23 protein-coding genes, 3 tRNA genes and 1 CRISPR repeat array (1 of these 27 cut by a window edge) are annotated in these 22,465 nt (G+C 45.8%); of the genes, 7 read left to right on the forward strand and 19 right to left on the reverse strand.

All coding sequences use genetic code 11. From position 1 onward, the window contains the following. The first annotated feature begins 24 nt into the window (after window positions 1-24). The 3 genes from P0M28_RS04575 to P0M28_RS04585 all read left to right on the forward strand — a co-directional run bounded on the left by P0M28_RS04575 (window position 25) and on the right by P0M28_RS04585 (window position 1,402). Window positions 25-318: a hypothetical protein gene (locus P0M28_RS04575; RefSeq protein WP_302208358.1), complete on the forward strand. Its 294-nt coding sequence runs from the start codon at window positions 25-27 to the stop codon at window positions 316-318. A 226-nt stretch (window positions 319-544) separates the two neighbouring features. Next, window positions 545-1,099 (forward strand): recombinase family protein, encoded by a 555-nt coding sequence (locus P0M28_RS04580; protein WP_302208360.1) that lies wholly within the window; start codon window positions 545-547, stop codon window positions 1,097-1,099. Window positions 1,100-1,102: 3 nt separating this feature from the next. Beyond that, window positions 1,103-1,402, forward strand: coding sequence for a hypothetical protein (locus P0M28_RS04585; RefSeq protein WP_302208361.1), 300 nt, complete (start codon window positions 1,103-1,105; stop codon window positions 1,400-1,402). 5 nt (window positions 1,403-1,407) lie between these two features. On the opposite strand, the gene P0M28_RS04590 is transcribed toward P0M28_RS04585, so the two are convergent. Further along, window positions 1,408-2,196 (reverse strand): hypothetical protein, encoded by a 789-nt coding sequence (locus P0M28_RS04590; RefSeq protein WP_302208362.1) that lies wholly within the window; start codon window positions 2,194-2,196, stop codon window positions 1,408-1,410. A gap of 1,074 nt (window positions 2,197-3,270) precedes the next feature. Between P0M28_RS04590 and P0M28_RS04595 the strand changes: the two genes are divergently transcribed. The 4 genes from P0M28_RS04595 to P0M28_RS31025 all read left to right on the forward strand — a co-directional run bounded on the left by P0M28_RS04595 (window position 3,271) and on the right by P0M28_RS31025 (window position 7,192). Further along, window positions 3,271-3,606, forward strand: coding sequence for a JAB domain-containing protein (locus tag P0M28_RS04595; protein ID WP_302208363.1), 336 nt, complete (start codon window positions 3,271-3,273; stop codon window positions 3,604-3,606). 316 nt (window positions 3,607-3,922) lie between these two features. Further along, window positions 3,923-4,255: a PadR family transcriptional regulator gene (locus P0M28_RS04600; RefSeq protein WP_302208364.1), complete on the forward strand. Its 333-nt coding sequence runs from the start codon at window positions 3,923-3,925 to the stop codon at window positions 4,253-4,255. After that, window positions 4,255-6,870 carry an ABC transporter permease gene (locus P0M28_RS04605; RefSeq protein ID WP_302208365.1) on the forward strand — a complete coding sequence of 872 codons (2,616 nt, stop codon included), beginning with the start codon at window positions 4,255-4,257 and terminating at the stop codon, window positions 6,868-6,870. Before P0M28_RS04600 ends, P0M28_RS04605 begins: the two co-directional genes overlap by 1 nt. Further along, window positions 6,863-7,192 (forward strand): permease prefix domain 2-containing transporter, encoded by a 330-nt coding sequence (locus P0M28_RS31025; RefSeq protein ID WP_367281895.1) that lies wholly within the window; start codon window positions 6,863-6,865, stop codon window positions 7,190-7,192. Before P0M28_RS04605 ends, P0M28_RS31025 begins: the two co-directional genes overlap by 8 nt. 55 nt (window positions 7,193-7,247) lie before the next feature. Here the strand turns inward: P0M28_RS31025 and P0M28_RS04610 are convergent. The 18 genes from P0M28_RS04610 to P0M28_RS04695 all read right to left on the reverse strand — a co-directional run bounded on the left by P0M28_RS04610 (window position 7,248) and on the right by P0M28_RS04695 (window position 20,906). Further along, window positions 7,248-7,335, reverse strand: a tRNA-Leu gene (locus P0M28_RS04610). A 5-nt stretch (window positions 7,336-7,340) separates the two neighbouring features. Further along, window positions 7,341-7,415, reverse strand: a tRNA-Leu gene (locus P0M28_RS04615). Between the two features lie 3 nt (window positions 7,416-7,418). After that, window positions 7,419-7,506: transfer RNA gene (locus P0M28_RS04620), tRNA-Leu, on the reverse strand. A 261-nt stretch (window positions 7,507-7,767) separates the two neighbouring features. Next, window positions 7,768-8,103: a hypothetical protein gene (locus tag P0M28_RS04625; protein ID WP_302208366.1), complete on the reverse strand. Its 336-nt coding sequence runs from the start codon at window positions 8,101-8,103 to the stop codon at window positions 7,768-7,770. A gap of 465 nt (window positions 8,104-8,568) precedes the next feature. Further along, a complete protein-coding gene (locus P0M28_RS04630; protein ID WP_302208367.1) occupies window positions 8,569-9,324 on the reverse strand; it encodes a hypothetical protein in 756 nt (251 codons plus the stop codon). 67 nt (window positions 9,325-9,391) lie between these two features. After that, complete coding sequence (locus tag P0M28_RS04635; protein ID WP_302208368.1) at window positions 9,392-10,354, reverse strand: hypothetical protein; 963 nt, start codon at window positions 10,352-10,354, stop codon at window positions 9,392-9,394. Between the two features lie 50 nt (window positions 10,355-10,404). Continuing rightward, window positions 10,405-10,806, reverse strand: a complete 402-nt coding sequence (locus P0M28_RS04640) for a PH domain-containing protein (protein ID WP_302208369.1) — start codon at window positions 10,804-10,806, stop codon at window positions 10,405-10,407. Between the two features lie 12 nt (window positions 10,807-10,818). Then, window positions 10,819-11,643 (reverse strand): hypothetical protein, encoded by an 825-nt coding sequence (locus tag P0M28_RS04645; RefSeq protein WP_302208370.1) that lies wholly within the window; start codon window positions 11,641-11,643, stop codon window positions 10,819-10,821. Between the two features lie 19 nt (window positions 11,644-11,662). Further along, on the reverse strand, window positions 11,663-12,493 hold the full coding sequence (locus P0M28_RS04650) for a hypothetical protein (RefSeq protein WP_302208371.1): 831 nt from the start codon (window positions 12,491-12,493) through the stop codon (window positions 11,663-11,665). A gap of 11 nt (window positions 12,494-12,504) precedes the next feature. Further along, window positions 12,505-13,338 carry a hypothetical protein gene (locus tag P0M28_RS04655; protein WP_302208372.1) on the reverse strand — a complete coding sequence of 278 codons (834 nt, stop codon included), beginning with the start codon at window positions 13,336-13,338 and terminating at the stop codon, window positions 12,505-12,507. 5 nt (window positions 13,339-13,343) lie between these two features. Continuing rightward, entirely contained in the window at window positions 13,344-14,336 is a 993-nt protein-coding gene (gene traM, locus P0M28_RS04660; protein ID WP_302208373.1) for a conjugative transposon protein TraM, read from the reverse strand. 91 nt (window positions 14,337-14,427) lie between these two features. Next, window positions 14,428-15,264: a DUF4138 domain-containing protein gene (locus P0M28_RS04665; protein ID WP_302208374.1), complete on the reverse strand. Its 837-nt coding sequence runs from the start codon at window positions 15,262-15,264 to the stop codon at window positions 14,428-14,430. Window positions 15,265-15,266: 2 nt separating this feature from the next. Continuing rightward, window positions 15,267-15,872 (reverse strand): hypothetical protein, encoded by a 606-nt coding sequence (locus P0M28_RS04670; RefSeq protein ID WP_302208375.1) that lies wholly within the window; start codon window positions 15,870-15,872, stop codon window positions 15,267-15,269. Between the two features lie 245 nt (window positions 15,873-16,117). Beyond that, window positions 16,118-17,110 carry a TraJ family protein gene (locus P0M28_RS04675; RefSeq protein WP_302208376.1) on the reverse strand — a complete coding sequence of 331 codons (993 nt, stop codon included), beginning with the start codon at window positions 17,108-17,110 and terminating at the stop codon, window positions 16,118-16,120. Then, the gene (locus tag P0M28_RS04680) at window positions 17,103-19,706 is read right to left on the reverse strand and encodes a VirB4 family type IV secretion system protein (RefSeq protein WP_302208377.1); all 2,604 of its coding nucleotides are present in this window, start codon (window positions 19,704-19,706) and stop codon (window positions 17,103-17,105) included. Before P0M28_RS04680 ends, P0M28_RS04675 begins: the two co-directional genes overlap by 8 nt. A 175-nt stretch (window positions 19,707-19,881) precedes the next feature. After that, window positions 19,882-20,202 carry a hypothetical protein gene (locus P0M28_RS04685; protein WP_302208378.1) on the reverse strand — a complete coding sequence of 107 codons (321 nt, stop codon included), beginning with the start codon at window positions 20,200-20,202 and terminating at the stop codon, window positions 19,882-19,884. A 1-nt stretch (window position 20,203) separates the two neighbouring features. After that, the gene (locus tag P0M28_RS04690; protein WP_302208381.1) at window positions 20,204-20,572 is read right to left on the reverse strand and encodes a hypothetical protein; all 369 of its coding nucleotides are present in this window, start codon (window positions 20,570-20,572) and stop codon (window positions 20,204-20,206) included. Window positions 20,573-20,618: 46 nt separating this feature from the next. Further along, window positions 20,619-20,906, reverse strand: a complete 288-nt coding sequence (locus tag P0M28_RS04695) for a hypothetical protein (protein WP_302208382.1) — start codon at window positions 20,904-20,906, stop codon at window positions 20,619-20,621. Between the two features lie 223 nt (window positions 20,907-21,129). Beyond that, a CRISPR array of direct repeats spans window positions 21,130-22,465; the repeat unit is 37 nt; unit sequence GTTTCAATCCTTATTGTGGTGGATGGTAGTCTGTGAG (it continues 707 nt past the right edge of the window).

The following is a 22,465-nucleotide window of genomic DNA, read 5'->3' on the forward strand; positions in this document are numbered from 1 at the left end:
GTGCACAGAACCGTTAAATAGCTTATGAGCTCAAAGGATTTGAACGACATTTTTCATAAAACATCCATGCATTCAGCTAATAAGTATCTGATAGATACAGGCTGGACTCAATCTGGAGAAGAAGAATTTGAAACGAAAACTAAAGCAATCTACTACAAACGCAACGATGATAACTTCATTCTGGTAGGCAAAGACTACTCTTCTGAAGCCAATTTGTCTGATCTTGATAAACTTGGGATTGTTAGAGTAGAATATCAAAATGGAAATGGTGAAACAGAGACTCGGTACCACGAGCATTTTGGCAAAAAGCTTAGCTAGTAGTTTGATATAATCCTGTTTTAAGCAACTTTTGATTTCTTCGTAAATTCTAATTCTTCATTCGTTGTAGAACGTCCAACAAACGGTCGTTTGTTGAACGATCACTCCCCTACTCTTTTCCTAAGCTTGTTTCATCCTTTTTCCGTTCACCTTTGCATTCAACAATCAAAGTATATAAACTCGTGCTTATGAATGAGTTCATAGACTTTTACCCGTTGCCCGCTTTATGATTATCGGATACGCCCGCGTTTCTACCAAAGACCAAAAACTAGACGCTCAGCTTGACGCACTAAAAACCGCAGGTGCTGAAGATGTATTTTCAGATATTGCCAGTGGTGCCAAATCGTCCCGCCCCGGACTAGACAAAATGAAAACCCATCTTCGCAAAGGGGATACGCTTGTTATTCAGCGACTGGATCGGCTAGGCCGCTCAATGAAAGACTTGGTAGACTGGATGCAGTGGCTGGAAGATAAGGAAGTGAAGTTCAAAAGTCTGGATGATGGTATCGATACCTCTACCCCCGGAGGAAAGCTCGTGTTCCACATCTTCGGGGCATTAGCCGAGTTTGAACGTAATCTCATCCGGGAACGTACCCGATCAGGGTTGAAGGCCGCCCGGTCACGCGGTAAGATTGGTGGCCGTAAGCGGGTGTTGTCCGAGAAAGATCAGAAGCGGCTTAAAACGCTGTATAGCTCCGGCGAGTTTACGATACCTGAATTGATGGAGCAGTTTTCGTGTAGCCGGGCGACATTGTATAAAGTGGTAAAAGGAAAATACTAGAGTATGTTTGAAGCCAGTTACCAAATCGCTCATATAACCGATCATTTTGTCTTGATCGTAGATTTAGATGAAGGTCGTTCAGTAACCACCGATGCCGAGCGGGTTGTAGCCGACCTGTATAGTGCGATAGAAGGCGGGCTTCGTTCCCGCCGGATTTATTACCGTGATACCGAAGGTCGCTTTGATGAGCTTCGGCATCAAGGCGGACGATTTTTAGGCTACGCCCCTTGTACCAATAGCCAGCAAGATTTTCTAGCTTCACTACTAGACAACTCTTCGCCTAAGGCTCCTACCCTATCCTAAAATTTTTACTTGTTTTCTAAAGCTACGGGCGATGCGGTAGTTTGGATTTTGTTAAAACTGATATTAATACCTAACCCAATCCACATCTCACCATCATAATTCCAATTAACACTTTCATCATCCGCTCCTAAGAAATCGAAGCCCATAAAGAGACCAATATTAGCATTTGATACTGGCTTAAATACAACACCTAGTGAAGTTGTAAGGGCAGATGCTGTTCTTTCCTCTGTGACAGAACTATTTTTTTCATTTAGTTTAACTCCTGTAATTCCAACTCCTAACGAAAAATCAAAATTAGATTCAGGCTGATACCTCGGCCCAACACCTACGACCATATTAGCCTGTAATGATAAGCTTGATTCAAAATCAAAACTACTATTATTTTCGCCACCACCACCAATACCTCTTAAGCGAAAAGGAATGGTATACGCACCTGCTTCAACACCTTTAAATCTTTTGTATCTTTTTTCAGTGAGTATTTTAAAATCACTTAATGGTAGCTGAAAAACCTTATCGTTATAACGTACTGCATTAGGACTAGTATTATCAGTAAAATCCCAATATCGGTAGTAGACCATCTTTTCATCTTCATTGTATCCGACGACTGTTATTAACCCATTCTTATAAATAAGTTCAGAATTTACAGTTCCTTTTTCAAGCTGATTGTCAAATCCAAGTCCTGGATTTGTGACAAATTTATAACTCCCTTTTAAATCAGAAGGGATGTCGGTTTGAGCAAATAAGGGTGAGCAAAGAAATAGAGTGAAAATAGCAATGTATGCTAATCTTTTCATGATGTGTTTGGTTAGATAGTTTAGTAAATATTTAAATAAAAATTTATCTAAATATAATATTCAAAATGATTAAAAAAATAAAAATTATTTTAATCATTATATATTACAAATTATGCGTTACTGATTTTTGTATCATTGATAATGAGAGCAAAAGTGTACAAATCTTTCAGTGATAAGCATTTCATTAATCTCAGGGACAATAGTCATGTATTTATCTTAGATATCGCTACTAATAGAAAAGCTGGTAGGCACCTCAAATATTTTTTATAAAGAATCTGTAAATATTTAAATAGATAGTTTTTAGAAAAACAGCCGCCTTTAATCCAGTTTTATGTAGATAAACCTAACAATGGTCAATCAGCAAACGATTGTCTGGGCTTCCCTCATGGCCACAGACGATACACCGCCGCCCGTAATGGGTAAATGCTTCTTCTCGTAATTGCGGCCACCGAGAAAGCGGAATAAGTTTAAAATTCATCTTGCACGCTACGGCATTCAAGGCTATGTTCTTGGTATGTTCCATATATCGCTGAAAATCAGATACATACAAATTAGGTGTAAGATATTTTTTTATTTAAAGAATAATATTCTTAAAATAAGTAAACAATTTGCTTGGAATTCCTATTTTTACCTCAAAACTACAAACGCTTATCAAGATTATGGGAACAATAAAAAACCGTGGGGCACTGGTGTGAATCAAACACTTTATAGTGACTAGAAAGAAATTAAGAACATAGCAAAACTGAAGTATCTAGCGATAGTAAAAGGCACTGAAATAAAATTGCCCCATAGTTTTTTATGCTCTCTTGTAGTGTAAGACCAACGAAAATCGAAACAAGAAAATTAGAACTAAGCAATAAACCCAGCCTAGGGGTACTTGTTCTTCCATTTGAACATGCAAATGTCGCTCATATGCTGAATACCGAATGTCAAAAGCTTCCGACATAAAGCCTACCCTAAGTCCCACAGCACAGTTTATTTCTTTTCCTTTTGTCACTCGGCCGCTCGAGGCCATTAATAGATATGAGCAGCAAGTGAAGCATATCAAATGTTTCACTTCATACCCCTTTCACTATGTTAAGTACGCAATGTTCCATCTTTCAGCAAGTTTCCGAAATCCAAGTCAGCTACCGAAACGAAGTACCCGCTTATCAACGCCCTAAGATTATTTGCTCAGATGACGCTTACCGAATTTTGCTCCAGCACTGGGACGAAGATCAACTTGATTATTGCGAAAAATTTAAAATGGTTCTTCTTAACCGGGCAAACCTTGTATTGGGCATAGTCACCGTTTCTTCAGGTGGAGTTTCCGGAACCGTCGCTGATCCTAAAATGATCTTTGGAGCCGCAATGAAGGCAAATTCTAGCTCTATTTTGCTTGCTCATTATGTAGAGCAGGTAGTTATGTAAAGTAAAAGTATCTAATCGCATGCTATGTAATCTATAGTCCTTCATTTTTACGGAGTACTTTACATAATCAATCATGTCAATGACTAAGCTAAGTCAGAAGGATACGGTAAAGAGCTATTAGTGATTCTAATTGGTTCCATTACTATCGGAACGCCAAATTCTTATCCTGCCATAATTTATTTAAACTTCAATTATGAATAAAATAATAATTCGTTATATTTACTTCAATTAGGAATGATTAGTAATAGGTGGTCAAACAACGAAAAGGAATGACTATCTATCGCTTTATTTTTATTGTTAAGAGAAACAACAAATAATGAAAAAATACCGGTTGGGAGAATTTCAGGAACTGGTACTGATGACCGTGATCGTACTCCAGGAGGATGCCTACGGAGTGGAGATACAGCGCAACCTGGAAGAAAGACTGAACGAGCGCCTGAGTGTTGGGGCTATCCAAACGGCACTGAAAAGGATGGTTGAAAAAGGTTTTTTAACCTCTGCGTTCGGGGAGGCTACGCAGAAGCGAGGGGGGAAACGTAAGCGTATTTATCAGGCCACCCCCTATGCTCATCGGGTGCTTCATGAAATGAAAGATATCCGATCAAGCCTGTGGCAAGCCATGCCTGACTTGGGTTTAAGTAGTACCTGATGAGCGGAACGAATAACTATATCATTCCGCCCAAATGGCCACTAAAGTTCCTTCGGTTTTTACTCAAAGAGGAATACCTCGAAGAGATCGAGGGAGATATGGAGGAGCGGTTTCGGGATAATCTGGAGCTGTTTTCGGCTAACAAAGCCAGGCGACTGTATGCCTGGGATACATTAAAATTATTGCGCCCTACGCTCATGAGAGGGCTGAGAGGATATTACCGAGTAAATCATACCGCTATGTTAAAAAGTTATTTCACTGTCGCTTGGCGTAATCTACTGAAACAGAAAGCTTATAGTACTCTCAATATTATGGGACTTTGCTTAGGCATCGCCTGTGTACTGTTAATTGCGATTCACCTTAACGATGAACTTAGTTACGAGAGTAGCTTTCCTAAGCATGAGTGTATCTACCGGGTAAGTTTTGAGGGGTGGGCAAAGAGTGCTCCTCCAATGGCAGAAATACTAGCAGAATTCTATCCTGAAATTCAGCAGACGGCCCGTTTTTACTATATGTATCCCAGAATTTTGCGTTACAAAGAATTTCAATCGGAAGAGGATCACGGCTACATGGCCGATTCTACTGCCTTTTCCGTGTTTGACTTTAAACTTGTCCAGGGCGACCCTCAGCAAATTTTTAGGACTCCTCACAGTATGGTGGTCACCGAAAGTATGGCGAGAAAATACTTTGGAGATGAAAATCCATTGGGGAAGGTTCTAATGAACAATAGTACAGAATTTCAAGTCACCGGGGTGGTGGAAGACTTGCCCAGCAACACCCATCTGAGAATCAATTTTCTGGTTTCTATGGCTACCTTTTATAAGGACATACCGGAGAATATGACGGATAGTCGAGGATGGATGGCTACGTATACTTATGCTTTATTTAATGAACAGAAAGACGTAAAAAAAGCTAGGGAAAGGTTACCAGAGCTTCTACTAGATTACTATAAAGAATGGGGCACTCCCGAAGAGATACTAGCTAAGATGAACTGGACTTTTATGCCCCTGGATGATATTCACTTGCATTCCAGCCTGATACAAGAAATGGGGCCTAACAGCGATATTATCTATATCTACGTTTTTGCGGCTATCGGGCTTTTTATTCTACTAATCGCCTCTATCAACTTTATCAACATCTTTACTACCCAGTCCTTAAAACGCATGAAGGAAGTGGGTATTCGGCGGGCCATTGGGGCAAAGAAGAACCAACTGTTAGGGCAGTTTTTGGGGGAGGCGTTCATGGTCACTCTGATGGCTTCTACCTTAGCAATTCTTCTGTTTACCCTTGTTCTTCCCTTCTATAACCAACTGGCTGGTAAACAAATCGTAGCGAGTCAGGCATTCAGCGTTGACAACTTACTGATCATCGTGGGAATCATACTGACGGTAGGGCTACTCTCTGGGTTGTATCCTGCCTTTTTTGTATCAGGGTTTTCACCCTTAAAAGCCCTAGCCGGAGCCAAGAAGCCCCGTTCTTCGGCTGGGATTATGCGAAAAGGCTTGCTAGTATTTCAGTTTGTGGTAGCGGTTTTTATGGTGGTGAGCACCCTCGTAGTCTACCAGCAGATGCAGTACTTCCACGATAAAAAGCTAGGTTTTGATAAAGATCAGGTAGTAGCCGTAAATCTCTTTGGAGATTTAAAACAAAAGTTTGCTGAGAACGGGGCGGCTTTGAAAGCCGAACTAATACAGTCGCTCAATATCAGCCATATTGGTACGGCTTCTAATCTGCCCGGGGATGGATTGAGTGTTGAATCGGTAGTGCCCGATGGAGTACCGGAAGATAATGAATTACCTACCGTGAAGGTACTTCGGGTAGATGAAAATTACTTATCTACTCTACAAATTGAGTTGAAAGAAGGGCGAAATTTTTCCCGACAGTTTAATGACTCGGCGGCCTTTATTATCAACGAAACAGCCGCTAAACTATTAAATATTGATGATCCGGTGGGTAGCTACGTCACCAATCAAACCCGAAATCTGCATGGCCCCATCGTAGGGGTAATAAAGGATTATCATTTTTCTTCTTTGCACAATCCTATGGAGCCACTGGTGCTGGAGTACAACCCTAATTGGAATAACTTCTTGTTGGTGAAGCTACAGGGTGGAAAAATACCGGAGACCATAAGTGGCTTGGAAGCGAATATCCAGAAAATAGTACCGAACTACCTGTTTAACTACCAATTTCTAGACGACAGGATTAATCTACTGTATCAGGACGAAGCAAAAATGAGTACGTTATTTAAGTTTTTTGCCCTTTTTGCCATTATGATCGCCTGTTTGGGGCTGTTCGGTCTGTCAGCCCACGCTTCTGAGATTCGAACCAAGGAGGTAGCCATTCGTAAAGCCATTGGGGCGACCATTACGCAGGTAGTTCAGCTACTTTCTAGGGAATTTATAGTGCTAGTGATGATCGGCAATCTTGTTGCCTGGCCGTTGGCTTGGTGGGCGATGAACCAGTGGCTGGATAATTTTACGTACCATGTTGCTATTCATTGGGGAGTGTTTGCAGTAGCTAGTGGTTTGTCCTTATTAGTAGCCTTACTCACAGTAAGTTATCACGCCATTAAGACTGCCCTTGCTAACCCTGTAGACTCATTACGAAATGAGTAACAAAGCTTCGCCACCGAAACTCCTACTTCGTTTCTTCCGCTGGTTCTGCCGGCCGGAATACCTGGAAGAGATCGAGGGGGATATGGAGGAACGGTTCCGAGACAATCTTGAAAGGCACAGCATAAGAAAAGCCAGGCGACTGTATGCGTGGGATACATTAAAATTATTGCGCCCTACGCTAATGAAGGGACTGAAGATATATTATAGATCAAATCATACAGCTATGTTTCGTAATTACTTATCTATTGGCTTTCGCATTCTTGTCAAAGGCAAAGTATACTCCGTCCTCACCATTTTCAGCTTAGCAATAGGACTCGCTTAGCAGTGGTTCCCCACCGGGACGAGCGCAGCAAACCAATATCTGCCTACTCTCCAGATGTGCCCACCGGGAGTCGAACCGAGCATCGGCCGCCCGGAATACTCAGGGTTTAAGCCTGAGGCGTATGCCAGTTCCGCCATGAGCACGCTAGTACGGAAGGAAGGACTTGAACCCTCAATATTTCTCATTTTGAATGAGACGGCTTTGCCCGTTTGCCCACTTCCGTTTGTACCCTGTGAGGGATTCGAACCGCGTCACGGTGACCCCCAAGATCCTGATCCTAAATCAGACGTGTATGCCAGTTCCACCAACAGGGCATTTTGGGCATAAAAAAAGCCTCTCGACAATCTCGAGAGGCTTCTGTATATACCTTTAGTTAATATCTACTACTTCTGATCAGGTAATACCATGCCTCTCGTTATTCAGCGAATAACTGCTTAGGGAGAGACATAATATGGTCACCATTTTGATCATCAATGCAAATATTGATTAATATTTAATGTTATCAAAATGCAATCATTGTAATTAAGTAAACTTACCTTAACCAGACCTATTAAGCATTTGCTTACTTGAGTTATTTAGTTCGCTAATTCTAGCTCGATAATTTTACGCCGAGTACCACTAACAGAGATGGTATCATTACCTTGTGCATACTGGTTTTTTGCTTCAACATAGTATAATCCAGGCGAGGCAGCCCTTAGCTCGGTAACATTACGACGACTATCATTCAAATCAAACTCATCAGAAGTAACCAGCTTGTCATCCTGAAATACCTTGAGTTTATAGTTATCAGGAACCCCTCCGTTTTCCGTTACGTGGATTTCCAACCAAGTAAATCCGGATTCGGTATCCGGTTCACAAGAAGGGGAAAAAATACTTACGGAAAATAACAGAAATAGTAATCGGCAATTCATACCTATTCATAATCGATATTCATACCAGTAAAGATTTAATCAAATCAAAAAGAAGTCAGATACTTACTTTCTAAATGAAAAACTGTTGAGTGAATACCCCGTGGGTACCCTACCCGAGAAGGGATTTTAAAGTTGAAAAGTGCCAGCAAAATTAGCCGAAAGAATCAGTTCAAAAAATCAACAAAAGTAATAAATACTCATTTGTTACCTGTTGATTTGCTTGTCTGCTGAATGAGCGGTGAATAGTGACCTAAACTTGTTGCGTTTCTGAAAAGTCTCAGCCAGTCAGTGGGAATTACATGCTGAGTTGGCGTGAGGTAGAGCACTTGGCTCATGCTGCAATGAGTCAAGCAACCTTCCTGTTACCAGTGAAAGCCCAACAACTTATACTAAGAAATAGCGATAGAACCCAAGGTACTAGGCTAAGACCAGTCAACACAGACCCTAGCCTATTCCTTAAAGAGATTATGAAGGCTTAATGCCTTGCCACTGTGCTAGTAGTTTATCTCTTCCCGCACGGGGATATTTTTGGTAATACGTATTCCGATTAGTCAGGCAGAAAACCGGACGCTTATGCTGATCAGCATAGTTACGCCAAAACGAAAACTGTTCTGTAGGTATTTGGTCAAAAACAAACTGTTCACGCTTACTGAGATTTCCTTTCCGGGAGTACTCAATAATCACCATTCGGCTGTTCAGGGGTACATGGGCGGTGTGCACCTTTCCCTGCACAGTATACTCTACTGAGGAGGTGCAAACCTTACCTTTTTGCCAGTAGCTGCCCCGGACGATAGTGCGGACTTGAAAGCCCACCCGGTCGGTTTGCCAGCCTGTATCGAAGATACCGTACTGCAAGGTATAGTTGAGGAAACGACTGTAGTAAGCCGTTCCACTGACCCTTTGCAGACTACTCGTCCTACTTACCGAAGGTAAAGACGCCTGAAACTGGTAATCCAGGATCGCCCGGCCTTGCACCTTCGGCAGATTCCGGGCTAAAAGTGAGGACGACGTTTCTAGTAGTAGCGTATCCAGTTGTGGGGGCAATGCCTGCGGGGAGAGATCAGCAGATAGCTGCTGTTCCAAATTGGAAACGATCTTGCCTTCCTGCCAGATAACCTTCCCTGTGGTGAGGGTTTCGTTCGGAGTTATCTCATCGGAATAGCAGGCGGTCAAAAACGAAGAAGCTACGAAAGTGAATAGAAAATAAGAAAGCGTTTTCATATTGGGGGTAAGATTAGTGTGAGAAATGATAGTATCAATAAAGGGGCTGCTAGGATGCTTAAGCGATCTAAAGTTCCACTTCGGCTTGCCGGGAAGGAGCGGGTACGGAGGGCTGGACCATCAGTTCAGCGTAGCGTTCTTGCTGCTCAACAGAAAGGTTGGTTAAGGGGGAAGCCGTCTTTTCTGGTCCTACTTCCTCACCTCGTATTTCTTGCCCAGGGCTAACCAAGCTACGCTGCACTACCTCTTGATAATCCTGGTCAATACTAGTAATCTTCGCTCGGACCTGGGTATACTGCTGAAGCTGCTGCTCAGCCCGGTCAGCACGTAGGGCAACGTGCTGTCCTTTCTGCTGGTTAGGCATCCTAAACTCGCCTTGTTCGGCTTCGGCCAGTATTTCTGCCCGACCGTGAGGTGAAAGCGACTTAGCGTTCGCCACATACTCCTCGTTTTCCTCCTGCTGAATAGCTTTGGCCTGCTCGTAATCCGACCGCATGACCTCAATACCGTGCCGGGTATACTTTTCCAAACGTTCCAGATTATAGGCCGTAGGTAGAGCGCGGTATGAGTCCAGTTGCTGGTTGAGGTTCGTGCGAAGTTTGGTATCATCCTCCCGCTGATCACTGTAGCGGCTTTTTTCTTCCAAATACCGTGATACTTCTTCCGAAGCCTGTTCTAAGGGTTTACTATTCGTTTCTAAGTACTGCCGGGCGGGAAAGGACAGTTCCTCTAAGGCTTTAGGCTTAGGTTCAGGCTGTAAGGCCTGCTCCAACCGCTGCTGTACTTCCACCGTTCGTTCCAAAGCAGGGTTCTTGCCCAACCGCTCTTCGGTAAGTTGATTGAGTTCTTTAAGTGTTGTGCTCGCAATCCGGCTATGCGCCAGCACTTCTTTACTGCTTGGGTCAAAGCGGTGTAGCACTTGCTCGTACTGCTGGGCTACCTCATCGTAACCATAGCCCCGCAAGGCATCGGCGGCAGTCCGGCCCGCTTGGCGTAAATTCTCTTGTTCATCAAGTTTTTCTTGTTCCATGAAAATTATTGAGTTTTGGGGATTAAGAAATAGGTTTTAGACTGTCCAGATTAATCAATCTCACGCACTCCCTTTTGCGTTCGTAAGTTCTCTACCTGTCGCCGAATGAGTTCTCTGACTGTGTGAGCATCCGTAATGCCCCGTAGCACGAGCGTTGGATGGGTCTGATCCGATGTAATGAGCACCAAGTCAGAGAGCCCGAACCATCGGTAAAAGAAAGGGGATACAATCGTATAGTCTTTAATCCGGTAGAGTTCTACTTCATCCGAAATGCGGTGTAGTACTCCTTGCTGGCAGATCAATCGTTCGGTGGTCAATGTGTAGCGGGTTGCTCGAGCCTGTAGGTACCGCCATAGAGCGAAAGGTATGGGTAGTAGCAATACACAGGACAGATAAAGTCCTAAATACATGAGCGGGGAAGGACGGTCTTGCCAAAGGATATTGGTTTGCATAACGATCATCATTTAGTAGTCTAGTACTCGGGTACGGGCAATCGTTCTTCGCTCTAGTCGTTTCTGTTGCTGATCGGCTTGCCGTCGCATTGACTTGACCGAAGCAACATCCTGAAGTAAGGCATCCGAGCGCTCTAGTAGTTGTCCGGCGAGTAGTAAATAGTCTTCCGAGAAAACTTGTAGCCGGATACGCTCGGCTTCGGTCATGGAGAATCCCGGCGTGGCGACGCCCGGCCTGGATAAGTGCTGGGATTGCTTTAGTACTTCGTTCATTTCAGTGGCTTTGAGGATCAAGTCTTCAGACAGGTATTGAAAAGCCACCGCTGCGTAGGCTTTTCGCTCGGCTACTACTTGATGAAGACCATCGGATAGCGATTGGCTCGTTTGCTTAGCTTGCTTTAGGGAAGTCAAATCGTTAGGCATGGCATCCGCCCTTCCGGCCATAAATAGGTCACGGTACAGTTCATTAGGATGCCAGTTAAACCCAAGGGGCTCTACGACGATATCGATTTCTATCTGGGGTTGCATGGGTCCCTTCACTAGTTCAGTCGCTAGGAAGACGAATTTAGATAAGTCCGCCCAGTGTAGGTCCCGGATGCTTTGTGCCTGTTGGAGTTCATCCAGTACCTGCTGCTGCAAGGTTTTGATCGCTTCGTAGCGGGTATCAATATTTTCCGTAAAGTCCCGGATCTTCCCTTGCTGCTGACCTTTCAATAGATTAACGGCTAGGTTTTCGCCGCTTTTCGCGATGGCTTTTTTGTCAATGATCAGCTGAGCGTAAACCCAATGGGAAAAGAGTAAGAGTATTCCGGTGCTTATGAATAGACGTATACGCATGATCGTATTATTATTAGATTTAGAATAAAGGAGTGCCGCGCAAAACCCTTCGCTTTTGAGCTTGTCGGAAGCTATTTAGCACCTGCCGTTTGGAAAAAGGGTAATCACCTGTCTGCTGGATAAGCGCGTCTGCCTTTTCTTGGAGTTGCTGACTGCTAATAAGGTAGTCCTGCATCCGCCCTAGTACTTCCAGCCGTTCACTTTCGGTCATGGAAAAAGAAGCATCCGTGTTTAGCAGTTTTCGCAGTTCATCCGATTTAGCTATCTTTCCATTAGCGAATTGCTGGTAGGCCTGGGCGAGCTGTAGTTTACGCCGGGCACTCATTTCCTGAAGGGCTATGGCGTTCAACTGCCTTAAATGTTGATCTCTCTGAAACGAGGCTAACTGGGTAAAAAGAAGGCTTTCATCGTAGGGCACCAATTGCTGGGAAAGGGCTTCACTTTTTTCCAACGGAAGGCTTTGTTCAGCATAGGTCCGGTGCAGGTTGCTGGCAAACGAATATTTGCCCAGATGACCCGCAGTACCTACAGTCCATGTTAGCGCTTCCCGGGCTGCTTCTGTATCCGCTACCGCTAGGGAAGCCGTGCTATGGGTTTGCCTAAGAAATTCCCGATAGCGGTACTGAAGCTCCCCAGTCGCTTCCACATCATCTCGAGTGTTTTTACTCATGCGCCGCAGCAGCAAAAGATAGCCTAGTTGTCTGGTATTGCGCTTAGCGTTTTCCCCCAGGCTATCTTTGAGGGCCCGGTCTTCTACTTTGATCACTTTCTGGGCATAGCATACCCGGGTAAAAGCGACAGTCAGGCTACTGGCGAGTAGTATGGTTAAGGCTATTCTGTAGGACTTCATCGTACTCGTGATTAATAGTCAAATAGCGGGGTAGTGGCTACTACCTGCCGTTCCAGTTGCTGCCCGTACTGTTTGAGGGGCCCGGCTTTACTTTCCTCAGCTCCATCCACTACATCCAGTACCAGTTGATCCGACTGAAGCTTTAGGTCTATACTCTGCAAGATGTAGTCGTGGGCCTGTTTGATCGATGAGAGCCGCTCACCTTCGGTCATAGAAAAGCGTTCATTCACGAGTAAGGCCTGGCTCAACTCTTGGGCTTTTTCCAGTAGGTCACCCGCTACTTCGTTGTAGGATAGGGCGACCTGCAACTTCTTTTTGTAGGCCATCTCATCAAAAGCCGCCCGGTTGACCGACAGTTCTTCCAGTTGCTGCTGTAAAGCCATTACGCTGGCGGGAAGCGGACGATCCGCGCCAAAGCCGTCCAGTTCTTGGTACAAACCTAACGCCCCGTCGATCCCTTCTAGCGTTGTGTAGGCTTGCTTGAGGGTTCCGATATTCTCGTAGGCGGGTACATAAGCATCCATGTGGGTCTCTAGGGATAAAGCATGCGCCTGGCTCTGGACTAGATCAGCCCAGTGAAGATTTCGTACACTTTGGGCTTGCTTGAGAAAGTCCTGGTAACCTTCTTGCAACTGGTAGATATCCTTGACCTTTTGTTCAATTTGGTAGGAGACCTCGAGCTGTTCTTCTTGTTTTTCTAGCTGGTCATCCAGGGTAGCCCCATTGGCCACGGTCATCGCAATATGGGCAATATCGATGACTGGAATGCCTTGAGCAAAGGTGTAGCTGGTACCAGTGGTCAATAACTGAAACAGTAGGAGTGAGTAAGAAAGAATAGGTTTCATAGAAGTTACTTTTGGATGGAGGAAATATACAGGGGGTAGCCATCGGGCAGAAATACCGACTGCTTGCGGCGACGGCTTTGCATCAATAGGTCTCGGGCGACCTCAGAAGCGATTTGAGTGGGTAGGCGGTACGTATTCCGTTGGGCTTGCCGAACGGCGGTTTCTTTGGTGGCCTGCTGCATACGATCTTCTGATTCGTTCAGTAGGATGCCCTCATGGTAGGTATGATCGTAGACCTGGTACTGAATCGCCTGGGAACCAAGCCGAGAAACAGTTATTTGAAGGCGATCTTGCCCCAGGCGAGCCATGCCATAGACGAGTGTTCCAGCCGATACCGTCTGACCCTTTAGAGTGGCATCCTCGCTAAGCCGTAGAACGATCCGCGTGCGGTTACCTACTTCCTGGTCACCATGTATCACACAGGCAAAAAATTGGTTGTCAGCCTGTGAGCTTATCGCTCTGACGGGTTGAAAAAAGGATATTGTTTTTTCTACCACGGGTGGCGTTACTACTTTAGAAGTCTTCGTGATCTGCCGTTTCTTTCTTATCTTCCGCCTTACGATGGTAGGCTCTGGTACCTCGACCATATCCATGGCGGCCGCGTCCACGGCGGCCGTATCCTGCATAGTCGTATCTGGAATCACCGCAGGTTTTTGATATCCCACTTGCCAGGAAGGCCGGGTCACTTTGGCTTCTTCGGCCAGAGCCTCTTTATACACCTTCGTTTTATCGGGTAGCGGGGAGTCGTCAACTTCTTCGTCTAATTCGAAGTTGGGCAAAGGAGTGCCCCGCAATACTTGCAGCAAATATTGACCCTGGAAGTGCAGCACGGTAATGGAAAGGGCAGCTAGGCCGACGATGATCAGCAGGCTGTAGCGGGAGAGCACCTGCACCAATTTCTGCCGAAACGTTCGGGACGTAGTGGAGCTATCTGCAAACCGATCGGCTTTTTCTTGATTAATGCTTGCTTCGTCTAAATTTTCCTGAAAGTTTTTCATAGGGTTGAGCGTGGGGCTAGGAGCGAGGGTTAGAAAGTACGAATGCTCCTTTCGGAAATCGCCTAGCCCCGTGCCCCCGGCTCCCTGCCAATTAGTACAAATCTGCTTTCCGCAACAGTCGGGCGGGAATTTTAAGTGAAATACTACGAGTGCCGTTCTTTTCCCGCAGCGTGGCAATGAGAGCTTCTTGGCGTTCCAAGGCTTGCAGAGGTAAGGCTTGGTAAAAGTAGTGTTCCGAATAGGGGAGAACTTTTTCTACCTGCCATTGCGCTATTGGTTCCATAGGAAAGCGAGCTTGTTGTTCTTTAGAGAAAAAGCCTTTGCGGTAGCGCTTAAGCCGCTCAAGACCGATAAAGTCCGTTTGGTACACCAGTGAAGTACGATTTTCTACCTTGAACTTTAAATAAGTCGCAGACAAATCATGCATGATACCGACTAAGCGTAGACGGATACCATTTTCCTGCGTAGAGGCGTAGTTTAAATCCTGATAAGAAGATAATTCCTGCAAGCGGGAAAGTACTTGCTTTTCCAGTCCTTGATTCTGATATGAATTACCTGGACGGTGGCTACGATTTCTGAAGTCGTAGAAGGCTTCTGGGTGAGAATGGAATTGCAGCTGGGCGGTGAAGGCATCTCCCCCAACTACCGCATAAAAAGGCGTACCCGCTACACTGTCGCAGGTGGCTACGACCAAAATACTGTTGCCTTCAATCTGCACTTGATATTGGGTGGGATTCCCCACATCGACCAACGTGACGGGCTCATCAAATAGCAGATAAGATTTGGCTCGGTGGGAGACATAGATAGTGTCTTGAGTAAGCCCTGGTTGGGCAGTATCCACCGTGGACTCGGTCTGCTGGGCGGCGCTCCGCTGGGTAACTAGGAACAGAGATATTATAGTAGCGAATAGTAAACAGATTAGTTTCATTATCAGTCTTCTGGTTTTCTGGGGTAAGCAATAAAGTCAAAGTCCGTGAGCTGTAAGCCGTAGGGGTTTTTCTCATGGCGGTAGCCTTGTACGATCTGAAAGTGGGCGGCAATGGGTAGGCTACGCACGTTTTTGCCAATATGCACTTCCTGCAAAGCGTAAAAGCTACCTTCAATGGGAAAAGCGTTCATATTGATCTTGATGGAATCTAATTTAACTTCGGTATGGGAGCCGTAGCGGATATAGTTCTTGCGAACATCACCCTCTTCAAAGTCGTGATAGATCCGTTTCCCGGATTCCTCGTCAATCAGGTTCAAGGCAAAGTTGATATGCTCGTGGTAGGTCTCCGCCGAATGAGCGAACATATGTTTGACAAAGGTTTCTACGTGGTTCTGGGCTTCAATCTTCGATACTTTTCGCCCATCGTAGTAACTCGCCGGAAACGTACCCCACGAAGTAATCACGTAGGTACGTTGCTGGTAGTATTCGTGTACTCGCTGGTTATGATAGACGTAGAAAATAGTACTGGCAATAAAGCCCAGTGTACTGACCAACGCGAGGTTTCGCATGGTCGTAAAGGTGCGATTGAAATCTTTTAAGGCAGACATTTTATTTCAATTAACAATGTGCATTTAGCAGTGAGCAATGAGTGTAAATAGTAGAGGGCAATAGGGATAGAGCGCAGTGGGGTGGGTAAAGTGCTTTACAACACAGATACCCATTCCCCTGATTGATGTGGTTAGTTACCCTCACCTGTTTTTCAACAGGTATTCGGGTATATCTTGCGCTCTTTTCTTTAATGGTTAAGGACTTCTATTCATTGCACATTGTACATTGCTAACTGTTCATTGAATCAAAGTTCATAGGTTCTTCCGGGTTGCACCCCGCCACTGAATTGTCGCTGGTAGCGGTACTTCTGATAGGCGTATCGTACCGCTTGACTTCCTTTGGCCGCCATACTGCTACCAGCTCCCACGACGACTTTCCCCCCGGCCATCGCCGCTCGTCCGCCCTGAAAGGCTAGACCGGCCCCTAACATCGCGGTGCTGAAGACCCGGCTTTGGAAGATCGCCGCTTGGGCATGGCCCAGATAGTAACTGGTCAGGTGAGGCACTAGAAAGTACAGGATCACAATCACCAAGCTTACCAGTACAAAGTTGGTCGCCCCCAGCTCGTTAGAAAACAACAGTCCATTGAAGTAGAGACTATTGAACTGACTGACGAGCGTGTCCAAGATAATCAGCGTTACCGACCAGAACTGTACTGTCAGGTAGCTTTGCAGCCACTTCATGGCTAAACTGTTGAAGCCGGGGATCACGGACAAGCCAATCGCCAACGGCCCTACAATGTAGAGAAAGCCCAATAGCACCAACCGGATCAGTTCAATCCCTTTCCGGACAATGTAGACAAACGAGCCTTCCAACAGGGCGAGTAGCCAGTTGACGATATCAAACTGCATCAGGCGGGTAAAGGATTCGTACAGCTCTTCCATATTGGAAGGCAGTTCCCCATTCTGCACCCCCGGCAGCAACAGGTTCCACATATCCGCGAGCCGTTGCATAAACGTTCTATCCGGCCCAATGTAATCGGCCAAAGCTCCAATGGTCGCACTCAGCACCGCCAGAAACTCAGTATAAAACGTCAAGGCAAACAGCAGCACCAAGCCCCGCACAATCGGAAATACATCCAGCCGAAAGCGCTGACTAAACACCAGTGCCCCGAACACCTGATTGAACAGCACGATCAACAGCAACAGTGGGATCAATGCCAGCCCAATCGCATGGGTCTTATCCAGCAAGGCATTCACCGCTCCCAAGAACTCTGGGGTAATCGCGACGTTATTCATTTGTGCGGGGGGCTTGGTGCTGGGGGCGAGGAGCTTGAAAATTGCCGCTCCCTACTACTATCTCATTTGTATTTACTCCATGCACCCCGCTCCCGGCTCCCCGCTTGAGAGCTTTGCTCTCAACGAACTGATTCACGGCATAGGGCAAATTCCCGTGGTAGCGGTCAATAAGCTTCCGCAGGTAATTGCGCTCCTGGGGCTTGGACGAAAGTACGGCATCCAGGTGGGGCGAGGTTTCCAGTACGTAGATCCGGGATTCTTCCCCTTGCTTGATAAACAGCTCGCGGAAGGTCTCTTCTTTGCGGATGGAGCGGATCAGCTCTACCTCGTGGGTGGTGAAACCCAGGTGAGTCGCCAGCTCATCCACCAATCGGCTATCCTCATGCCAGAGGATAATCTTGGTCGCAGCATTCACCAGCACCGCTTCCCCAACACTGGACTGCTTGATTTCATTCAGCCCTTGGGTGATAATGTTCACGGAGCCATTGTTCTTACGAATCGTTCGGAATAAGTCTTCAATAAACTCTTGAAGCTTGCCCGAAAGCATCGCCCAGGCCTCGTCCAAGTAGAGGTACTTGATCTGATCGGGATATTTGCGGATTTGGTCTAAGGCAAGCTCAGTAATCAGTAGTGTGACGACTGGGTACAGGACGGGATCACTATTGATCTTATCCAGATCAAAGCAGACCAGCGGATGCTCGCTAATATCTAGCTCATAGGCTGCATTCAGCACTTCTTTGTATTCGCCCGAAACAAAAGGCTTCAGCACGATCAGAAATTGCTCCATATCAAAGTACTTGATCTCTGAGAGATACTCGGCATCCTGGCGATGCTCGGACTGGTAGCGACGCAGAAAATGATAGAGCGAATGCATCCCCGGAAAAGCAGTGCCCTTATTATCGTTCAGATACTGATAGTAACGCGGTAAGATCAGCTTAAAAATCGCTCGTTCGGCGGGGGTAAGGTCCTGGTCTTGACTCCCACTACCTTTCCAAATCGTACTGAGTACCGCAATCAGAAAGTTGCTCTTTTCCGAAGTCAGCCGGTAGTGTCCTTCACTATTTTTGTCCAGTAAGAATGGGTTAAAGGCGAGCGGTTTTTCGGCGGAATACTCAAAGTAGGTTTGCTCAAAGCCTTTTCCGTTCAGCGCATACATCACATTGCGGTAGGTACCCCCTTTGTCAATGATAATCTGCCTTGCTCCCCGCTCCAGCCGTTGGGCAATGAAATTACCCATCGTATAGGACTTACCCGAACCTGAAGGACCGATAACCACACAGTTCTGATTCGCCTGCTGGGTGTTAAAGAGATTTACTTGCAAGAGGTTACGAAAGCGATCACAGAGATAGTCTCCCTGTTTGTCCCCGGTTACATCCCGCATCCAGTGTAGATAGCAACTGGCAATCTGATCGACGGTAATCAACCAACGGTAGTGCTGAAAGCCATTGCCGGGTACACTGGCAAAGAATAGATTAGCCGTATCGTAGCTTTCAATCAGGGCTTCTGCCCCGTACAGGCTGCTGATGGCCGATACTACCTGATCAATGTAGCTTTGCCGAAGCTCGTCATTATTGCTAAAAACAATTACCGATTGGTGCAAGCTGACTAAGCGGGCGTTCTCTGAGCGAATAAAGGCAGTAAACGCATCCAGTTCTTCCGCTTTAAGTTCATGGTCTTGGGTAGTCAGCCACTCTAATGAGTCATTGAGTTTTCGCTCAAAATCCAGGGACTTGAGTTCGCGTTCGGTATCCTCCACTAGCAAACACTGGGTTACGATATGAGGAAACTGTAACTGCTGCGATAATCCAAAGGTACAGGGACTGGTGACCCTGTGATGGTTTTTGATACTAGCGAACACTTCGCTGCCTTGCCCCGTCATCGTAACTACATTCGCTTTTTTCTCACCGATGACTAACCCTGATGGGTCATTGAACACCTCTCGGTTGAGTTTGGGTGCTGTTTTCTGATCCGGTGTAGCCTTATCGCTATCCTCACCAAAGGAAAGCTTGAGGTAGCGAACAAGTAACTGATTCAACGTCTCTTCGTCCAACCGGGTCACGGATACATCCTTTAGGCTGTAGAGTCCTTGCACAAACTCGGTGGCAAGGCGTTCAGCTTCCCGCAGGGTTTGATCAATCTTACTAAAAGGGTTTTTGATGGCTGACCCGGCCTGGGCAAACCCACTGGTGATGGGGTTTACTCTTTTTAGCCGATGGCGTGATTTCGTGGGAAACGACAAGAACAAATAACTTTCGTGCTGAAGTACCAACCGGGCGGTAAAGTGTTCTAGCAGTTTACCTTCGTAGTAGCCCGCAGAGAGTCTTTTTGGCTGGAATGCTCTATCATAGTAGATATCCGTCTTCTGCACGACGGTACCGACAGGCAGGAGCTTCAACTGTCGAGTGAGCGCTTCGCTGGCCTGACGAAAGTAGCCTTCCGTCCAGGATTCTAGTGGGGCTCCCTGCACTTGGAAGCCCACCGCCACTCGGCCATCCCGGAAGATGACTTTATCATTTTCTAGGGCGAAGATGGGCAGTCGTTTCGCCAGATAAGCGGACTTACGACGTTTGGGATGAGTTGATTTAGAAAATAACATAAATCGTACGGAAAATGGAGGAGGGAGAACGGAAAACGGTCGCCATGAAACGGTCGCCGGGACGCCGGTCGCTCCTCTCGGTTTGATGGCTAATTAAGATTGATTATACGGGTACTAGTACTATAACGACCAAAGTGTAGGATACTACTCCTTCCTTCGTTTCACGGCGACCATTTCATGGCGACCACCGTCCCGGCGACCGTACTCCCTTTTCCGTTCTCCGTAAATGGAGATGGCGTGGTTGTAGAAACCGGTACGACAGATAGGAAAACAGCCGGCTCGGATGTTTCTTTCGGTTGAGCTGCTTGAGTAATAGATACGAGAGCCCAGCGGATAGGATCACCCCCCAGAAGTAGTACTTGCTCATCGCGACCATAAAGTTGAGCACAATGCCGATGACAATAGCTAAGGACATCACAAAGAGCAGAGCAAACAGATCGGTCATGGGCAAGCCCAGTAGTTGGGCTTGCTTTTCAATGCTACGGAAGGTCTTCATATCAAGGGTCAAGTAAAATGTCGCCGCCTAAGAAGGAAGCTAAATCATCTACGATAAACTGGAAGCCTCCGAACAGGGCAATGGCGATGACCATCCCAATCATAAACTCAATCTTGTCGGGGGCTCCGGTGAAGAACTTCATCGCGGCTTTGAAGATACCAATACCAATCCCAATGAGAAAAGCGACATTGAGAATGACAATAATCCAGACACGGATACTAAAGAGGGCGGCTTCTACTTGGGCTTGTCCAAATGATGGAACGGCTGCCAACAACATCAGCAAAAGCAATAGTGCCCCCGGTTTGGAAGTAGTCCATGAAGTTACCCAGCGAGGCTTACGGGTGAATAAGGAAAACAGAACGTGTTGCATGATGATAAACAGGGTTAGTGAGAACAAATGAATTTTATAAAGCCATTTATACGTCCCAGGCATTAGGCGAGGGGCTAATATGATCCTCTTTGGGTTGGGACCGTGTTGACATCTCTACTTCATGAGAGGTGGCGCAATCTAACGGTTCGGCACCACTCTGATCATATACCTTGACGGGGATGGCGGGATGGTTTTGATAGATCACTTTTTCTTGATTTCTCTCTCTAGCCCATCGTTGGCACTGCCTAAGAGTTAGCAGGGCTAGGCTGATCCATAGTAAGAGGGCAAGTAAACCCAAGGGGGAGCTTACCCAATGTAACAGACTTTGTGTCATATTGGTCATATGGTTATCGGGCTACCGTTTAGGGTAGCGAGGATACAGCAGCCTAAACGGCTACTGATGAATTACGTTATTGATAGGACAATATTAGTGGGTCAAAACTGGGTGGGCAATTTTCTGGGTGGAAAATAATTTCCAAAGTGGACTTTCAAGTTATAAGTAAGGGAAGCAAAACTATTAAGTATCATTCTTAAAAGAATACTGAAGTGAAGCTAGTATTTCAGTCCTTATTGTGATGGATGGTGGTCTGTGCGCCAATAACCTTGACGATCAACACCCAGACTACGCCCGTTTCAATCCTTATTGTGATGGATGGTAGTCTGTGAGAAAGGTACCCCGTCGGTATCGAAATAAAGCTAGGACAGTTTCAATCCTTATTGTGGTGGATGGTAGTCTGTGAGCGACTCCTGGACATTGAAAAATAATTAAGTGTGAAAAAGTTTCAATCCTTATTGTGGTGGATGGTAGTCTGTGAGAGGATACGGGGCAGATCCGTTTTCAATCTGTGATTTGGGTTTCAATCCTTATTGTGGTGGATGGTAGTCTGTGAGAATGCGCCGTCGTAATCAGGAACCCATTTCAAGATGTTTCAATCCTTATTGTGGTGGATGGTAGTCTGTGAGACCCATGTACCGAATATGGATAATATCGTTAGCAGGTTTCAATCCTTATTGTGGTGGATGGTAGTCTGTGAGCGTATTAGGTCATTAATAGCCGCCAATCCAGCATTTTGTTTCAATCCTTATTGTGGTGGATGGTAGTCTGTGAGTCGCTTGGGATAATTGCACACCGCTCGCTTCCTCTACGTTTCAATCCTTATTGTGGTGGATGGTAGTCTGTGAGACGATCTGATAGATTAGTCTTTGCCTGGGGATCATAGTTTCAATCCTTATTGTGGTGGATGGTAGTCTGTGAGCCTATATCCCAAATACCCAGTACGATGAGAAAATATACATGTTTCAATCCTTATTGTGGTGGATGGTAGTCTGTGAGTCTAACGACTGGGCGCGCCATGACGGCATTGCTATGTTTCAATCCTTATTGTGGTGGATGGTAGTCTGTGAGATTGAATACTTTCTGTAGGACGCTCATACCTCTAGTGAATGTTTCAATCCTTATTGTGGTGGATGGTAGTCTGTGAGGTAGTTACGCTGAGAAGATAGCATTAGATTTAGCCGAGTTTCAATCCTTATTGTGGTGGATGGTAGTCTGTGAGAAAGAAATTGTGTACTCTGTAGTAAATTCCACTTGATGTTTCAATCCTTATTGTGGTGGATGGTAGTCTGTGAGAGCAGGGCAATCTTACAATAGGTACTAGCTGGAGAACGCTACATCAATGTTTCAATCCTTATTGTGGTGGATGGTAGTCTGTGAGCAACCACGCTGCGTACCTTGTTGAATCATTTGGATTTTGTTTCAATCCTTATTGTGGTGGATGGTAGTCTGTGAGTCTGCATGGCGCACCAATAATGCGGTGGAAGAACTGGGTTTCAATCCTTATTGTGGTGGATGGTAGTCTGTGAGTACATTTGCTATACGCTGCTGCCACAGCA

It is taken from the genome of Tunicatimonas pelagia, from assembly GCF_030506325.1.
In the GTDB taxonomy this organism is placed as follows: Bacteria; Bacteroidota; Bacteroidia; order Cytophagales; family Cyclobacteriaceae; genus Tunicatimonas; species Tunicatimonas pelagia.